This is a genomic window from Pseudomonas bubulae (assembly GCF_900618535.1).
GTDB classification, from domain to species: Bacteria; Pseudomonadota; Gammaproteobacteria; order Pseudomonadales; family Pseudomonadaceae; genus Aquipseudomonas; species Aquipseudomonas bubulae.
In genome coordinates, this window is sequence record NZ_UYJA01000002.1 from 880,029 (window position 1) to 896,194 (window position 16,166).

The following is a 16,166-nucleotide window of genomic DNA, read 5'->3' on the forward strand; positions in this document are numbered from 1 at the left end:
CGGTCCAATCAGCCATCCAACTGTCAGTTTCTTGCGTCCGCCACGGCAGGACGTCAATTCTCCGACGACAAGATCATTAGGGGCTTGTTACATGTCTACATCCCTCGCATTCGTCTTTCCAGGGCAGGGTTCGCAGTCCCTCGGCATGTTGGCCGAGCTGGGCGCGGCACATCCGCTGGTCCTGGAAACATTTAAAGAAGCGTCTGACGCCCTGGGTTACGACCTGTGGGCGCTGACCCAGGAAGGTCCTGCCGAGAAGCTGAACCAGACTGATATCACCCAGCCTGCCATCCTTGCGGCCTCGATTGCCCTTTGGCGTCTGTGGCTGGCTGAAGGTGGCAAGCGTCCTGACTTCGTTGCCGGCCACAGCCTGGGCGAGTACAGCGCGCTGGTGGCCGCCGAATGCCTGACCCTGGCCGAGGCGGTCAAGCTGGTCGAGCGTCGTGGTCAGTTGATGCAAGAGGCCGTACCGGCCGGGCAGGGCGCCATGGCGGCGATCCTGGGTCTGGAAGATGCCGATGTACTGGCTGCCTGTGCTGAAGCTGCGCAAGGCGAAGTGGTCAGCGCGGTCAACTTCAACTCGCCGGGTCAGGTCGTGATTGCCGGGGCCAAGGCCGCTGTCGAGCGCGCCATGGAACTGTGCAAGGCCAAGGGCGCCAAGCGTGCCTTGCCGTTGCCGGTAAGCGTACCGTCGCACTGCGAACTGATGCGTCCAGCTGCCGAGCGTTTTGCCGAGTCCATTGAAGCGATCGACTGGAAAATGCCGGCCATTGCCCTGGTGCAGAATGTCAGCGCCGCGGTGGCAGCCGATTTGCCAACCCTCAAGCGCGATTTGCTTGAGCAGCTGTACAAGCCTGTGCGCTGGGTTGAATCGGTTCAGGCCCTGGCGGCCGATGGCCCGGTTGACCTGGTCGAATGCGGGCCGGGCAAGGTCCTGGTGGGCATCAGCAAGCGCTGTGCCGAAGGCGTTACCACTCACAATTTGAATACCCCGGATGCCTTCGCCGCTGCGCGCTTGGCTCTGGTCTGAATCAGGAGAAGCCTGCATGAGCTTGCAAGGTAAAGTTGCACTGGTAACAGGCGCAAGCCGTGGCATTGGCCAGGCAATCGCGTTGGAGTTGGGTCGTCAGGGCGCCATTGTCATTGGTACGGCGACTTCCGCTTCCGGTGCCGAGCGCATCGCTGCCACCCTGAAAGAAAACGGTGTTCAGGGCACTGGCATGGAACTCAACGTGACCAGCAATGAATCGGTTGCTGCGGTACTGGCGAGCATTCAGGAGCAGTTCGGCGCGCCGGCGATCCTGGTCAATAATGCCGGTATCACCCGTGATAACCTGATGATGCGCATGAAAGATGACGAATGGCATGATGTCATCGACACCAACCTGAACAGTCTGTATCGCCTGTCCAAAGGTGTTTTGCGCGGCATGACCAAGGCCCGTTGGGGACGAATTATCAATATTGGCTCTGTTGTGGGTGCCATGGGCAACGCTGGCCAAGTAAACTACGCCGCCGCCAAGGCAGGCCTTGAAGGTTTCGGTCGTGCTCTGGCACGTGAAGTGGGCTCTCGCTCGATCACTGTCAACTCGGTCGCTCCAGGTTTTATCGACACCGATATGACCCGTGAGCTGCCAGAAGCACAGCGCGAAGCCTTGCAGACGCAGATTCCGCTGGGCCGTCTGGGCCAGGCTCAAGAGATCGCAAACGTGGTCGCTTTCCTGGCATCCGACGGTGCAGCCTACGTGACCGGGGCTACAATTCCGGTCAACGGCGGGATGTACATGAGTTAAATGTGGCGGATTGCTTCAAAAAAATGTCATACGAGCTGTCTAAAATCCGTTATAAAGCTGCAATCTTTTTATAGGTGGCCGGTTGTTGCGGGGTGAGTGCAAAGCTTTCAGTTGAAAAACCGAAAAGGCTTTCGATACACTTGCCCACTGGCCAGCTGCCTGAATTTGTCCATTAGGAGTGAAAACAAGGTATGAGCACCATCGAAGAGCGCGTCAAGAAAATCGTTGCCGAGCAACTGGGCGTTAAAGAAGAAGAAGTGACCAATGCCGCTTCCTTCGTTGAAGACCTGGGTGCCGACTCCCTTGACACCGTTGAGCTTGTGATGGCTCTGGAAGAGGAATTCGAGACTGAGATTCCTGACGAAGAAGCTGAAAAGATCACTACTGTACAAGCAGCAATCGACTACGTTACTAGCCACCAGGCGTAATAGTTTGTAATCGTTGCTCGCTGTCATGGAAAAACCGCACTGCCGCTCTGGCGTGCGGTTTTTTCTTTAGGTGTGATGCAAAGTGTCGTCAATAGAATAAAGGAGAGTGCTGTGTCGCGTAGACGCGTCGTAGTCACCGGTATGGGGATGTTGTCGCCACTGGGTGCGGATGTTCCGAGCACCTGGCAAGGCATTCTGGCAGGCCGTAGTGGCATTGGTCTGATCGAACACACGGATCTTTCTGCCTATTCCACCCGTTTTGGCGGCTCGGTACAGGGCTTTAACGTTGAGGACTACCTCTCCGTCAAAGAAGCCCGAAAACTTGACCTGTTTATTCAATACGGTCTGGCAGCCGGGTTTCAGGCTGTGCGCAATTCCGGCCTGGAAGTTACCGACGCCAATCGTGAGCGCATCGGTGTGGCAATGGGGTCGGGTATTGGCGGTCTGACCAATATCGAAGAAACCAGCCGTACCCTGCACGAGCAAGGCCCGCGACGGATTTCTCCGTTTTTTGTGCCGGGCTCGATCATCAACATGATTTCCGGCTTTCTGTCTATCCACCTGGGTACACAGGGGCCTAACTACGCCATCGCCACAGCCTGTACCACCGGTACGCACTGTATTGGCATGGCGGCGCGCAACATTGCCTACGGCGAAGCCGATGTGATGATTGCAGGTGGCGCAGAAATGGCTGCTTGCGGTCTGGGCATGGGCGGCTTTGGTGCTTCCCGTGCGCTGTCGACCCGCAACGACGACCCGACCCGGGCCAGCCGTCCGTGGGACAAGGGCCGTGACGGTTTTGTGCTGTCCGACGGTGCCGGCGCGCTGGTGCTCGAAGAGCTCGAACATGCCAAGGCGCGTGGCGCGACCATCTACGCCGAGCTGATCGGTTTTGGTATGAGCGGTGACGCTTTCCACATGACCTCGCCTCCGGCTGACGGTGCGGGTGCGGCACGCTGCATCACCAATGCCTTGCGTGATGCCCGGGTCAACCCTGATCAGGTGCAGTACATCAACGCCCACGGCACCTCGACGCCTGCCGGTGACCTGGCAGAAGTTTCGGCGATCAAGTCGGTGTTCGGCGATCACGCCTACAACCTGGCCGTGAGTTCGACCAAGTCCATGACCGGTCACCTGTTGGGTGCCGCCGGTGCAGTCGAGGCGATCTTCAGCGTACTGGCCATCAACAGCCAGATTGCGCCGCCGACCATCAACCTCGACGAGCCTGATGAAGGCTGCGACCTGGATTTCGTGCCGCACACGCCGCGCGAAATGCCGATCGATGTGGTGCTGTCCAACTCGTTCGGTTTTGGTGGCACCAACGGCTCGCTGGTGTTCCGCCGGTACGCCGAGTAATGCAAAGCTGGGTCGACGGTCAACCGGCGAGCGCCCTGGCGTCGCTTAAAGACCGTGGGCTGGCCTATGGCGATGGACTGTTCGAGACCATCGCCGTCAAGGCTGGCACGCCGTTGCTGCTGGAGCTGCACCTGCAGCGCCTGGCGCAAGGGTGTTCCCGGCTGGCGATTGTTGCGGATCAAGCACTGATCCGCAGCGAATTGCTGGCTTACGCCCACGCGATGGGCGAGGGCGTCCTCAAGCTCATCCTGACCCGCGGCGACAGCCAGCGCGGTTATGGTATATCCCCCGGGGCCATGCCTCGAAGAATTCTGCAAGCCAGCCCGGCGGCTGCCTGGCCTGAAGCGCACGCGCTGCAGGGTGTCCGGCTGTTTGACTGTGCCACCCGTCTGGCCGAGCAACCGCTATTGGCCGGGCTCAAACACCTCAATCGACTCGAACAGGTCATTGCGCGCTCCGAATGGCAAGACCCGGCCTGTGCCGAAGGGTTGATGCGCGACACTTCGGGGCGGGTGATTGAAGGTGTGTTCAGCAATCTGTTTATTGTGCGTGACGGCGTTTTGCTGACTGCCGACCTGCGCCGCTGCGGTGTGGCTGGCGTGATGCGGGCTGCACTGCTGGCCGAGGCCGGGCGCCTGGGCATGCCTTGCCATGTTACCGATATCAGCCTTGCGCAGTTGCAACAGGCCGATGAACTCTTTCTCTGCAACAGCGTATATGGCATTTGGCCGGTGCGCGCTTTTGCAGACCTTAGCTGGCCGGTGGGGCCGCTGACCCGTAAACTGCAAGGTATTGCTCGCACCTTACTGGATGTCTGATTCGTGAAACGTAAAATCTTGGTGCTGCTGGAGACAGGTCTGGTGCTGGCGGGCTTGCTGCTGGGCGCCAGTGCCTGGAAGCTCAACTCGGCGCTCGACCAGCCGCTGAACCTGACGCAAGAGCAATTGCTCGATGTCCCGGCCGGCGCCACGCCGACTGGCACGTTCAATCGACTGGAAGCTGACGGTACCCTGCAAGACGCATTCTGGCTGCGTCTTTACTGGCGCTTTAACCTTGAAGGCCAGCCTTTGCACAGCGGCGAATATCGCATGACTCCGGGCATGACCGCCCAGGAGTTGATCGGTGTGTGGCAGCGTGGTGAGGTGGTGCAATACAGCCTGACCCTGGTCGAAGGCTGGAACTTTCGCCAGGTGCGTAGCGCCCTGGCCAAACACGAAAAAATCGAACAGACCCTCGACGGCCTGAGCGACAGCGAAGTCATGGCCAAACTCGGGCACGAAGGGGTATTCCCGGAAGGGCGGTTTTTCCCTGATACCTACCGTTTTGTGCGTGGGATGACCGATGCCCAGTTGCTGGAAAAGGCTTACGACCGTCTGGATAAAGTGCTGGCCCAGGAATGGGAGCAGCGTGACCCGGGCGTACCCTATACAACGCCATACCAGGCGCTGATCATGGCTTCCCTGGTGGAAAAAGAAACCGGCGTGCCACAAGAGCGTGGGCAAATTGCCGGAGTATTTGTGCGTCGGATGAAAATCGGCATGCCACTGCAAACCGATCCTACGGTGATCTACGGTCTGGGTGAGCGATACAACGGCAAACTGACCCGCGCCCATTTGCGCGAGCCTACGCCGTACAACACCTACACCATTCCCGGTCTGCCGCCGACACCGATTGCCATGGTCGGGCGTGAGGCCATTTATGCCGCACTGCACCCGGCGGATGGCACCAGCCTGTACTTTGTGGCCAAGGGCGATGGCAGCCACACGTTTTCCGATGACCTGGATGCGCACAACTCTGCTGTGCGTGAATTCCAGATCAAACGTCGGGCCGATTATCGTTCGAGCCCTGCGCCGACCCCCGCTGCTGAACCGGCAAGCGCCCCGGTCGAGCCGCAAAGTCCGAAAGACACTGATTAAGGATTGCCGCTTGTGACTGGCTTGTTTATTACCTTGGAAGGCCCCGAAGGCGCGGGCAAAAGTACCAATCGCGAGTACCTGGCAGAGCGTTTGCGCGCCGCAGGCATCGACGTGGTGCTGACCCGCGAACCTGGCGGCACGCCGCTGGCCGAGCGCATCCGCGAGCTGCTGCTCACGCCCAGCGACGACGCTATGTGTGCCGATACCGAGCTGTTACTGGTGTTCGCTGCCCGCGCCCAGCATCTGGCCGAAGTCATTCGCCCGGCGCTGGCCCGTGGTGCAGTAGTGCTGTGTGATCGCTTTACCGACGCCACCTATGCCTATCAGGGCGGTGGCCGGGGCTTGCCCCGTGAGCGCATCGCAACCCTGGAGACCTTTGTTCAGGGGGCTCTGCGCCCGGATCTGACCCTGGTGTTCGATCTGCCCATCGAAGTCGGCATGGCCCGTGCCAGTGCCCGCGGTCGCCTCGACCGCTTTGAGCAGGAAGGCCGCACCTTCTTTGACGCCGTGCGCAGTACCTACCTTGAACGTGCCAGGCTTGAGCCCGGGCGCTACCGCCTGATCGATGCCGCACAAACCCTGGAGCAGGTGCAGGGCCAGCTCGACGCCCTGTTGCCGCAATTGCTGGGCATGCACCGTGGCTGAGGCTTATCCGTGGCAAGACGGTCTGTGGCAGCAGATGGCCGGGCGCGCGCAGCACGCTCATGCCTACCTGCTGCACGGCCCGGCGGGCATCGGCAAGCGGGCGCTGGCCGAGCGGCTGATGGCCAGCCTGCTGTGCAAGCAGCCGGTCGGGCTTGAGGCTTGCGGTACGTGCAAGTCCTGTTCGTTGCTGGCGGCGGGCAGTCACCCCGACAACTACATTCTTGAGCCTGAAGAGGCTGACAAGGCGATCAAGGTAGACCAGGTGCGTGATCTGGTCAGTTTTGTGGTGCAGACCGCCCAGTTGGGCGGGCGCAAGGTGGTGCTGGTCGAGCCGGTGGAGGCGATGAACATCAACGCCGCCAACGCCTTGCTCAAAAGCCTTGAAGAACCCTCGGGCAACACTGTCTTGCTGTTGGTCAGTCATCAGTCCAGCCGGTTGCTGCCGACCATTCGCAGCCGCTGTGTGCAGCAGGCCTGCCCGTTGCCAAGTGAAGCGCTGAGCCTTGAATGGCTGGCCCATGCGCTGCCCGATATCCCTGAGGCCGAGCGGGTCGAATTACTGACTCTGGCAGCCGGTTCCCCCCTGGTGGCCGTCAAGCTGCAGGCCCAGGGTGTGCGCGAGCAGCGTGCGGCGGTGGTTGAGGGGGTTAAAAAACTGCTCAAGCGCGAGTTGTCGGCCAGTCAGTTGGCTGAAAGCTGGAAAGCCATCCCGCTGCTGTTGCTCTTTGACTGGTTTTGCGACTGGTCGAACCTGATCCTGCGCTATCAACTGACTCAGGACGAGGACGGTCTCGGGCTGGAGGACATGCGCAAAGTGCTGCAGTACCTGGCGCAGAAGACTGCGCAGGACAAAGTCCTGACTATTCAGGACTGGATTCTTGCCCAGCGCCAGAAGGTCTTGAGCAAGGCCAACCTCAACCGTGATCTGTTGCTTGAAGCGTTGCTGGTGCAGTGGGCAGGCCTGCCCGGCCAGCGCTGATCTGACTGAATTGATAAACAGGTAATTTTTTGTATGCTGGTTGACTCCCATTGCCATCTCGATCGTCTTGATCTGAGCGCCCATGACGGCTCGCTGGATGCCGCCCTTGAGGCTGCGCGCCAACGTGGTGTCGGGCATTTTCTATGCATTGGCGTAAGCGCCGACAACGCGGCCGATGTCAAAGCCCTGACTGAGCGCTATGCCGATGTGGACTGCTCGGTGGGCGTCCACCCGCTGGACGTACAACCCGGTGCCGCACCGGCGCTTGACTGGCTGTTGGGCGAGTTGAATCACCCACGGGTGGTGGCCATTGGTGAAACTGGCCTGGACTACCACTACGAGCCTGAAGCAGCCGATTTGCAGCAACTGTCGTTCAGGGTTCACCTGGAGGCGGCACAACAGACCGGCAAGCCGGTGGTGATCCACACCCGCGGTGCCCGCGCCGATACCCTGGCCATGTTGCGTGAGGCAGCGTTGCCGCAGGCCGGTGTGCTGCATTGCTTTACCGAAGACTGGGACATGGCCAGGGCGGCGCTGGACATGGGTTACTACATCTCGCTGTCGGGGATTGTGACCTTTCGCAATGCTGATGCCCTGCGCGATGTGGCCCGTCAGGTGCCTGCCGACCGGCTGCTGGTCGAGACCGACTCGCCTTACCTCGCCCCGATCCCCCATCGTGGCAAGCCAAACCTGCCGCAATACGTGCGTGAAGTGGCTGAGTTTTTGGCGATGTTGCGCGGTGAGTCCTACGAACGCTTTGCAGAGCAAACCACCGAAAACTTCAAGCGCCTGTTCCCGCTGGCACGGGTCAGATGATTGCGTGGCTTTGAGGGGGCGGGCTTGCTCGCGATGGGATCGCTGCGGTGTGTCTGCTAAACCGAGTTGCCTGTGCCGCGAGCAAGCCGGTTCCTACAGGTTTGGCGTTTAACTGAACAGCAGGCAAAAAAAACCCGGGCTCTGGGGAATCCGGGTTAAGACCATTAGGAGTAAAACAAAGGCACACATTCCATTGCGGCCAATATCGGCGCAGCACTTTGGGGGGGATGTCACGCCGACATGATAAGTATTGGTCAGCTTTGTCGAACGTCCAGCCGCAGCTGATCGTTTTTTAAACAGATTTGGAATACCCCAGCTTCGCTTGAGTGCTCATCTAATCGTGGGTAAATCGTTTGAACCCATCGATATGCAGGATGATCCGTGCAATTTAGCGTGACTAATGCATAATACTCCGCTTCGATTTTGACCCGAACAGACCTTTTCTTATGCACAAAGAACCCCGTAAGGTCCGTGAGTTTCGTCGCCGTGAGCAAGAAATTCTCGATACCGCGCTCAAGCTGTTCCTCGACCTGGGTGAAGACAGTGTCACCGTCGAGATGATCGCTGATGCCGTGGGTATCGGCAAAGGCACGATCTACAAGCACTTCAAGTCCAAGGCCGAAATCTACCTGCGCCTGATGCTCGATTACGAGCGCGATTTGAACGAGCTGCTGCATTCCGCCGATGTGGATAAAGACAAGGAGGCGCTGTCCCGTGCCTACTTTGAGTTCCGCATGCGCGACCCGCAGCGCTACCGATTGTTTGATCGCCTTGAAGAGAAGGTGGTCAAGGGCAATCAGGTGCCTGAACTGGTCGAAGAGCTGCACAAGATCCGCGCTTCCAACTTTGAGCGCCTGACCCTGCTGATCAAGGGCCGCATCAGCGAAGGCAAGCTCGAAGACGTGCCGCCTTACTTCCATTACTGCGCGGCCTGGGCCCTGGTGCATGGTGCGGTGGCGCTGTATCACTCGCCGTTCTGGAGCAATGTGCTGGAAGATCAGGAGGGCTTTTTCCAGTTCCTGATGGACATCGGCGTGCGCATGGGCAACAAGCGCAAGCGTGACACCGACACCCCGGCAGTCGAGTAACCACAGCCTGTATTTGCCTTCATGGCTTATGGCCTTGAGGCTTATACTCAGGCTTGGGTCTTGCCAAAACCTGATTTATGAGTCAGGTTTTGCAGCGACCCATTTCCCCCGCGCCGGAGTCATTCATGATCGTTGATCGCCAAGGCAGACGTTTTCGCAATTTGCGGATCAGCCTGACTTCAGCCTGCAACTACGCCTGCACTTACTGCGTACCCAACGGTAAACGGCTGGTGGCGGCACAGGATGAGCTGTCGGCCGAAGCCATGGTGCGCGGCGTGGCCTACCTGATCGAAGCTGCAGGCATCGAGCGCTTGCGCATCACCGGCGGTGAGCCGCTGATCAGCCCCAAGCTCGACACCTTTATGCGTGATGTCGGCCGGCTCGGCCTGGGTGATATCAGCCTGACTACAAATGGCCAATTGCTTGCGCGCAAACTGCCGTTGCTGCTGGACGCGGGCATCGCTCGCATCAACGTCTCCCTCGATACCCTTGACCCAGAAGCATTCCGCCGCATTGCCCGGGGCGGAGACCTGGCAACGGTGCTCGATGGCATGCAACAGGCGCGTGAGGCCGGGATCAAAATCAAGGTCAATATGGTGCCGCTGCGCGGGCAGAACCTGGATCAGGTCATGCCGCTGCTGGAGTACTGCCTTGAGCGTGGTTACGAGCTGCGTTTTATCGAGCTTATGCGCATGGGGCACCTGGCCAGTGATGGCAATGCTTTCCTGCAGCAGTTCGTCAGCCTGCAGCAGTTGTTGGCGCTGATTGGCGAGCATCATGAATACCAGCAGGCTGATGCGCCCATCGACGCCACGGCGGTGCGTTACCAGATTCCCGGGCACGGGTATTTCGGCGTGATTGCCAACGAAAGCGTGCCGTTTTGCCGGACCTGCTCGCGGTTGCGGTTGTCGTCCACGGGGTGGCTGCATGGTTGCCTGTCATCGAGCAATCGCCACTATGTGGGTGATCTGCTGAACAAGCCGCGCCACGAGGCATTGCCAGCGCTGCAAGGTTTATTGATGAAAGCCCTGGGCGACAAACAGGACGTGGCTTTCTCGGGCGGCGCTACGGTGATGAAAATCATCGGCGGCTAACAATCTGTGTGGGAGCGTGCTTGCCTGCGATGCTGGCAAACCGGTCTTGCTGATACTCCGAGTTGATGCCAAAGCGGGCAAGCCCGCTCCCACAGGGGAGGAGGGTGTTGGCGCGTAATCTGCATCTCGGGGCTATTCGCCGGTTTTTTGTCATCGGCTTTCGGGAGAGCGGGATGCGTGGTCTGATTGTGTTGCTGGCTTTTTTGGCGCTGGGCGGCTGCATGAGCGTCAGTGATCTGGGCGAGGGCGCGCGCTATCAAATGAGCGACGCCGGTTTGCTCGATCACAGCAATACACGTCGCAGCAATTCGCTGCGCATTCAGCCTGATTCCTTTATTTATATCGCCCAGGGGCCTTTTGCACCGATCGGCGATCCGTATGTGCGGCCCAATATCGTTGCCGAAGAAGCTTTCAACGGTTTTGTCGAATACTTCCCCATGGTGCGCCGGGCCAAGGAGCCGGTGGGGCTCGATCAGGCGATGACCGAAGCGCGTAATTTTGGCGCCCACTATCTGTTATACACCCGCTTTGCCCGGGCCGATGACCGCATCGGCAACAGCGATGAATGGCTTGATCAGGAGGAAATCAGCCGCCTGGGCATCGACAGTGGGGTGATCCAGCTGATGTTGATCGAAACCAGTACCCAGTACCTGATCGACACCGCCACCATTCGCAGCCGTGGCGGTTTGCTGACGTTCCATGACAACAAGCCCGCCGACCTGATTGGCCCGCCGCTCGCCAAGTACGCCCGCAGCTTGATAGGCTTGAGCGATCAATAAGTCGAGGAGAGCACCATGAGCGAGCCGGTAGACGTCAGCAATTTGCTGGCGCAAATCCCCAGGGCCGACAAGGGGCTGCCGCCCGTTCATTTGTGGGATACCGCCTTTTGCGGGGACATCGATATGCGTATCGCCCGTGATGGCACCTGGTATTACATGGGTACGCCGATCGGTCGCAAGCCAATGGTCAAATTGTTCTCGACCATCATTCGTCGCGATGGTGATGAATATTTTCTGATCACGCCGGTCGAAAAGGTCGGCATCAAAGTGGATGACGCGCCTTTTGTAGCGGTCGCTCTGGACGTGGAAGGGGCGGGGGAGCAGCAAGTGCTGCGCTTTACCACCAATGTCGATGAGTCGGTCAGCGCTGGCAGCGAGCACCCGCTGCGCTTCGTCATTAACCCCGAGACCCAGGAGCCTGCGCCTTACCTGCATGTACGGCGTAACCTTGAAGCGCTGATCCACCGCAATGTGTTCTATCAGTTGATAGAACTGGCGGTGGTTGCTGAAATCGATGGGCAAAACTGGCTGGGCGTGTGGAGCGCTGGCGAATTTTTCCCGATAGGGCTTGAGCCCTAGGCCCAGTGATTGTGGGAGCGGGAAACCCGCTCCCACAAAGACGCATTTAGGCTTTCAGCGTTTTCATATCGATCACAAAGCGGTATTTCACATCGCCTTTCACCACGCGCTCAAAGGCTTCGTTGATGTTTTTGATGTCGAGCATTTCGATATCGCAGGTAATCCCGTGCTCGGCGCTGAAATCGAGCATTTCCTGGGTTTCGGCAATGCCGCCGATCAGCGAGCCGGCCAGTACGCGCCGCTTGAACACCAGGTTGAAGGCGTTCAGTGCCGGCTCAACCGGCTCGATCAGGCCCACCAGAATGTGTACGCCGTCAAAGGTCAGGGTTTCGAGGTACGGGTTCAGGTCGTGCGGCACCGGAATGGTGTCCAGCAGGAAGTCGAAGTGCCCGGCAGCGGCTTTCATCTGCTCGGCATCGGTGGACACGATCACATGGTCGGCGCCCTGGCGACGCGCTTCTTCAGCCTTGGCTTCGGAACGGGTGAACAGGGTCACTTCAGCGCCCAGAGCCTTGGCGAACTTGATGCCCATGTGGCCCAGGCCGCCCATACCCAGAATACCGACCTTGTCGCCCGCTTCCACGCCGTAGTGAACCAGAGGCGAGTAGGTGGTGATGCCGGCGCACAGCAGGGGTGCGGCGCTGGCCGGGTCGAGATTTTTCGGAATGCTCAGTACGAAGTGTTCGCTGACAACCATCTTGTCCGAGTAACCGCCCATGGTCAGGGTGCCGTCGATGCGGTCCGGGCTGGCGTAGGTTTGGGTCATGCCTTCCAGGCAGTATTGCTCCAGGTCTTCCTGGCAGGCCGAGCAGGTGCGGCACGAATCAACCATGCAGCCCACGCCGACCAGATCGCCGACCTTGTGTTTGGTAACTTTGTCGCCAACGGCGGTGACCTTGCCGATGATTTCATGGCCCGGCATCAGCGGGTAAGTCGCGAAGCCCCAGTCATTGCGCGCCTGGTGGATGTCGGAGTGACAGACACCGCAATACAGCACTTCGATCGAGACGTCGTCCGGTCGCGGTGCGCGACGGTTGAACGGCATGGGCGCCAGTGGGGCCTTGGCATTCTGGGCGGCATAACCGATAGCGTTATAAGTAACAGTGGACATGAGAACCTCGCGAAACGTTGACTGTGAACAGGGCGCAATTTTGCGCTTACATGTCTTTCAGGACTATGACGATTCCTCCGTCTGTCATGCCTAATACTCCGGATTGACGGGGTGGCTGCCATTTTATTGACCAATTCTGCGAAGATGCGGCTGTCTATTCCTCCTGCGAACCTTTCTCCATGCTTTTGACCCGTCACCGTGACGAGAACGCCACTCTGGTGTCTCTGATCGAACCTCTGGCGACACAAACCGGTTTTGTGTCGACCTTGTTGCCCGAAGTCCGGGTGGTTTCTGCCTGTCGGGTAGTAGCCCGAATGCCGCAGATTTATGAGCCTAGCCTAATGGTGATTGCTCAAGGCAGTAAGTTGGCCTATCTGGGCCAGCGCACCCTGGAATACGGTGCCGGACATTATCTGGTGCAGGCGCTGGCGGTGCCTTTTGAGTGTGAAACCTTCGCTTCGGAAGAAATGCCATTGCTGGGTGTTGCTATCAGCATCGACCGAGCGGTACTGGGCGAGTTGGTACTGGCCATGGGCCTGGCCCCTGACCGCAGTGCAGTTGCCCAAACTCCGGAGTCGATGACCTCGGCGGTGCTGGATGACGATATGCGCCAGGCGGTCGAGCGCCTGTTGCGTTGCCTGCACGACCCTCTGGAGTGCCGGATCATGGGGCAGGCGAGGTTGCGCGAGGTGCTGTTCGCGGCCTTGCGGGGGCCGCAGGCGGGTGTGTTGCGGGCTTTGGTTGAGCAGCAAGGGCAGTTTGCCCGGGTGGCGGCGTCATTGAGCTACTTGCATGAACACTTCGCACAGCCGCTGAATGTCGAGACATTGGCCCGTTGCGCGAATATGAGCGCGTCGACCTTTCATGAGCATTTCAAGCGCAGCACCTTGTTGTCGCCGGTGCAGTATCTCAAGCGGTTGCGGCTGTTGCGGGCGCAGCAGTTGCTATTGAGTGAGGGGCTGGGGGTGGCGCAGGTGGCGGAGCGGGTGGGCTATCAGAGTACGTCGCAGTTCAGTCGCGAGTACAAGCGCTACTTCGAACGCAGCCCCGGTCATGAAGGGGTGGGGTGCTAGCCAGCCGGTGTGACGGGCGTGGTGTGGGAGCGGGCTTGCTCGCGATGCGCACAGCGCAGTCTGTCAGGCAAACCTGGGCGATCCCATCGCGAGCAAGCCCGCTCCCACAAATCCGGTGGCAATAAAAAAGGCCCCCGAAGGAGCCTTTTTTAGACTTACATGTTCGGGTAAGTCGGCCCGCCGCCACCTTCCGGGGTTACCCAGGTGATGTTCTGTGACGGGTCCTTGATGTCACAGGTTTTGCAGTGCACGCAGTTTTGCGAGTTGATCTGGAAGCGCTTCTCGCCGCTTTCCTGGGTGATCACTTCGTACACACCCGCCGGGCAATAACGCTGAGCAGGCTCGTCGTAGAGCGGCAGGTTGACGCTGATCGGGATGCTCGCGTCGCGCAGCTTGAGATGGCAAGGCTGCTCTTCTTCGTGGTTGGTGCTGGAGATGAATACCGAGCTGAGCTTGTCGAAGCTGAGTTTGCCGTCCGGTTTCGGGTAGTCGATCTTTTTGCAGTCCTTGGCCTGTTTGAGGCAGGCGTAGTCAGGCTTGGTGTCGTGCAGGGTGAACGGCAGTTTGCCGCCGAAGATGTTCTGATCAAGCCAGTTGAAACCACCGCCCACGATAGGGCCGAACTTGTGCAGTGCCGGACCGAAGTTGCGGCTGGCGAACAGTTCGTCGAACAGCCAGCTGGCCTTGAAGGCCTCAACGTAGGTGTTCAGTGCATCACCGCCTTCGGAGTCGGCGAGCAACGAGTCAGCCACGGCCTCAGCTGCGAGCATGCCGGACTTCATCGCGGTGTGGCTGCCTTTGATCTTGGAGAAGTTCAGGGTGCCCAGATCGCAACCGATCAATGCGCCGCCGTTGAAGATCATTTTCGGCAGCGAGTTCAGGCCGCCTTTGCAGATGGCGCGAGCGCCATAGCTGATACGTTTGCCGCCTTCCAGGTACTGCTTGAGCACCGGGTGATGCTTGAGGCGCTGGAATTCGTCGAATGGCGACAGGAAGGTGTTGCTGTAGGACAGATCAACGATCAGGCCAACTACTACCTGGTTGTTTTCCAGGTGATACAGGAAAGAACCGCCGGTGTTTTCGCTGCTGATAATGTCCAGCGGCCAGCCTGCAGTGTGCACCACCAGGCCTGGCTGGTGTTTGGCCGGGTCGATTTCCCAGATTTCTTTCAGGCCGATACCGTAGTGTTGGGCATCTGCGTCGCTGTCGAGCTTGAAGCGCTCGATCAGTTGCTTGCCCAGGTGACCGCGGCAGCCTTCGGCGAACAGGGTGTACTTGCCACGCAGTTCCATGCCCGGGGTGTACAGGCCTTCCTTGGGGTTGCCTTCGCGGTCAACGCCCAGGTCGCCGGTGATGATCCCGCGAACCACATTGTTTTCGTCGAATAGCACTTCTTGAGCAGCGAAGCCCGGGTAGATTTCTACACCCAGGTTTTCGGCCTGCTGTGCCAGCCAGCGGCACAGGTTGCCCAGGGAGATGATGTAGTTGCCTTCGTTGTGCATGGTTTTCGGCACAAACAGGTCTGGCACCTTGGTCGCGGTGCTGTCGCTGCGCAGTACATAAATATCGTCGCGGGTAACGGGAGTGTTGAGCGGAGCGCCGAGCTCTTTCCAGTCCGGGAACAACTCGTTCAGGGCGCGAGGTTCAAAGACCGCACCGGACAGGATATGAGCACCGACTTCGGAGCCTTTTTCAACCACGCAGACGCTGATTTCTTTACCGGCTTCGGCGGCCTTCTGCTTCAGGCGGCAGGCGGCGGACAAACCGGCAGGGCCGGCGCCGACGATGACCACGTCGAATTCCATGTATTCGCGTTCCACAGGTTCTCTCCTACTCAAGGCTCAACGGTATTTTTCTAATTGGAGGTTTGGCGTTTCATCCATTATTCCCTCGACGCAGGCCAAGGACGCAATGGATGAGGCGCCGCTCTCTCTATGAGGTCGGGCATTATATCTACACCACTGGCAGGGTCCAATACAAACGTTTGTTTGAATTCACTGCAACCCAGACAAATCAAAGACGCGCGGCTTAAAACTGGCCCATTTGCTGTATTGACCGCAAATGGTGTTCCGGTCAAGATACGGTCGGTTTTGCGCTCGCCGTAGGCTGATTGTTGGTTTCAAGAGCACCTCTAAAGACAGGGCACAGGCATGAGCCAGTGGGAGCCTGCCATTTTTGCAGCGGAGTTTACACGTCCTTTTGGTGGATGACTTGTTAGTCACATCGGACAGACGGTCGCAGGGGCAGTCGCTGGTACCCGTCTATTAATAAGGCAACGATCTTTGGAGGTGCCCTTGTGCTGACGAGCATCAACCGCCAGGTTCGCCTAGGCGACTTTCTTTTCACCGGAGAGTAACGAGGAATCCATGAAGGTTCTTGTAGCTGTCAAACGAGTGGTCGATTACAACGTTAAAGTGCGCGTCAAAGCGGACAACTCCGGCGTTGACCTCGCCAACGTCAAGATGTCGATGAACCCCTTCTGCGAAATCGCCGTGGAAGAAGCCGTACGCCT

16 protein-coding genes and 1 pseudogene are annotated in these 16,166 nt (G+C 58.9%); 15 read left to right on the forward strand and 2 right to left on the reverse strand.

Going from position 1 to position 16,166, the window contains the following annotated elements; translation table 11 throughout:
- Nucleotides 1-91 precede the first annotated feature (91 nt).
- The 13 genes from fabD (at nucleotide 92) to PPTH39_RS10855 (ending at nucleotide 11,470) form a co-directional block, all read left to right on the forward strand.
- Nucleotides 92-1,030, forward strand: coding sequence for an ACP S-malonyltransferase (fabD, locus tag PPTH39_RS10795; RefSeq protein WP_095019641.1), 939 nt, complete (start codon nucleotides 92-94; stop codon nucleotides 1,028-1,030).
- 16 nt (nucleotides 1,031-1,046) lie between these two features.
- Nucleotides 1,047-1,790: a 3-oxoacyl-ACP reductase FabG gene (gene fabG / locus PPTH39_RS10800; RefSeq protein ID WP_016779951.1), complete on the forward strand. Its 744-nt coding sequence runs from the start codon at nucleotides 1,047-1,049 to the stop codon at nucleotides 1,788-1,790.
- Between the two features lie 191 nt (nucleotides 1,791-1,981).
- Entirely contained in the window at nucleotides 1,982-2,218 is a 237-nt protein-coding gene (gene acpP / locus PPTH39_RS10805; protein ID WP_016779952.1) for an acyl carrier protein, read from the forward strand.
- 111 nt (nucleotides 2,219-2,329) lie between these two features.
- Nucleotides 2,330-3,574, forward strand: coding sequence for a beta-ketoacyl-ACP synthase II (gene fabF / locus PPTH39_RS10810; protein WP_029611296.1), 1,245 nt, complete (start codon nucleotides 2,330-2,332; stop codon nucleotides 3,572-3,574).
- On the forward strand, nucleotides 3,574-4,392 hold the full coding sequence (gene pabC / locus PPTH39_RS10815) for an aminodeoxychorismate lyase (RefSeq protein WP_130871954.1): 819 nt from the start codon (nucleotides 3,574-3,576) through the stop codon (nucleotides 4,390-4,392). Before fabF ends, pabC begins: the two co-directional genes overlap by 1 nt.
- A 3-nt stretch (nucleotides 4,393-4,395) precedes the next feature.
- Nucleotides 4,396-5,490: an endolytic transglycosylase MltG gene (gene mltG / locus PPTH39_RS10820; protein WP_095003158.1), complete on the forward strand. Its 1,095-nt coding sequence runs from the start codon at nucleotides 4,396-4,398 to the stop codon at nucleotides 5,488-5,490.
- A gap of 12 nt (nucleotides 5,491-5,502) precedes the next feature.
- On the forward strand, nucleotides 5,503-6,135 hold the full coding sequence (gene tmk / locus PPTH39_RS10825) for a dTMP kinase (protein ID WP_095003159.1): 633 nt from the start codon (nucleotides 5,503-5,505) through the stop codon (nucleotides 6,133-6,135).
- Nucleotides 6,128-7,114, forward strand: a complete 987-nt coding sequence (locus PPTH39_RS10830) for a DNA polymerase III subunit delta' (protein ID WP_095019644.1) — start codon at nucleotides 6,128-6,130, stop codon at nucleotides 7,112-7,114. The genes tmk and PPTH39_RS10830 overlap by 8 nt, the downstream gene beginning before the upstream one ends.
- A 33-nt stretch (nucleotides 7,115-7,147) precedes the next feature.
- The gene (locus PPTH39_RS10835; protein WP_095019645.1) at nucleotides 7,148-7,930 is read left to right on the forward strand and encodes a TatD family hydrolase; all 783 of its coding nucleotides are present in this window, start codon (nucleotides 7,148-7,150) and stop codon (nucleotides 7,928-7,930) included.
- A 446-nt stretch (nucleotides 7,931-8,376) separates the two neighbouring features.
- Entirely contained in the window at nucleotides 8,377-9,018 is a 642-nt protein-coding gene (locus PPTH39_RS10840) for a TetR/AcrR family transcriptional regulator (RefSeq protein WP_019827947.1), read from the forward strand.
- A 125-nt stretch (nucleotides 9,019-9,143) separates the two neighbouring features.
- Nucleotides 9,144-10,112 carry a GTP 3',8-cyclase MoaA gene (locus PPTH39_RS10845; protein ID WP_130871955.1) on the forward strand — a complete coding sequence of 323 codons (969 nt, stop codon included), beginning with the start codon at nucleotides 9,144-9,146 and terminating at the stop codon, nucleotides 10,110-10,112.
- Nucleotides 10,113-10,285: 173 nt separating this feature from the next.
- A complete protein-coding gene (locus PPTH39_RS10850; protein ID WP_095003163.1) occupies nucleotides 10,286-10,891 on the forward strand; it encodes a DUF4823 domain-containing protein in 606 nt (201 codons plus the stop codon).
- 15 nt (nucleotides 10,892-10,906) lie between these two features.
- Entirely contained in the window at nucleotides 10,907-11,470 is a 564-nt protein-coding gene (locus PPTH39_RS10855; RefSeq protein WP_095003164.1) for a DUF1285 domain-containing protein, read from the forward strand.
- Nucleotides 11,471-11,516: 46 nt separating this feature from the next.
- On the opposite strand, the gene PPTH39_RS10860 is transcribed toward PPTH39_RS10855, so the two are convergent.
- Nucleotides 11,517-12,581: an NAD(P)-dependent alcohol dehydrogenase gene (locus tag PPTH39_RS10860; RefSeq protein WP_095003165.1), complete on the reverse strand. Its 1,065-nt coding sequence runs from the start codon at nucleotides 12,579-12,581 to the stop codon at nucleotides 11,517-11,519.
- A 179-nt stretch (nucleotides 12,582-12,760) separates the two neighbouring features.
- Between PPTH39_RS10860 and PPTH39_RS10865 the strand changes: the two genes are divergently transcribed.
- Nucleotides 12,761-13,654: an AraC family transcriptional regulator gene (locus PPTH39_RS10865; RefSeq protein WP_130871956.1), complete on the forward strand. Its 894-nt coding sequence runs from the start codon at nucleotides 12,761-12,763 to the stop codon at nucleotides 13,652-13,654.
- A gap of 155 nt (nucleotides 13,655-13,809) precedes the next feature.
- On the opposite strand, the gene PPTH39_RS10870 is transcribed toward PPTH39_RS10865, so the two are convergent.
- The gene (locus PPTH39_RS10870) at nucleotides 13,810-15,474 is read right to left on the reverse strand and encodes an electron transfer flavoprotein-ubiquinone oxidoreductase (protein WP_095019830.1); all 1,665 of its coding nucleotides are present in this window, start codon (nucleotides 15,472-15,474) and stop codon (nucleotides 13,810-13,812) included.
- 546 nt (nucleotides 15,475-16,020) lie between these two features.
- Between PPTH39_RS10870 and PPTH39_RS10875 the strand changes: the two are divergent.
- Nucleotides 16,021-16,166 (forward strand): annotated as a pseudogene (locus PPTH39_RS10875) (electron transfer flavoprotein subunit beta/FixA family protein); the annotation flags it as partial.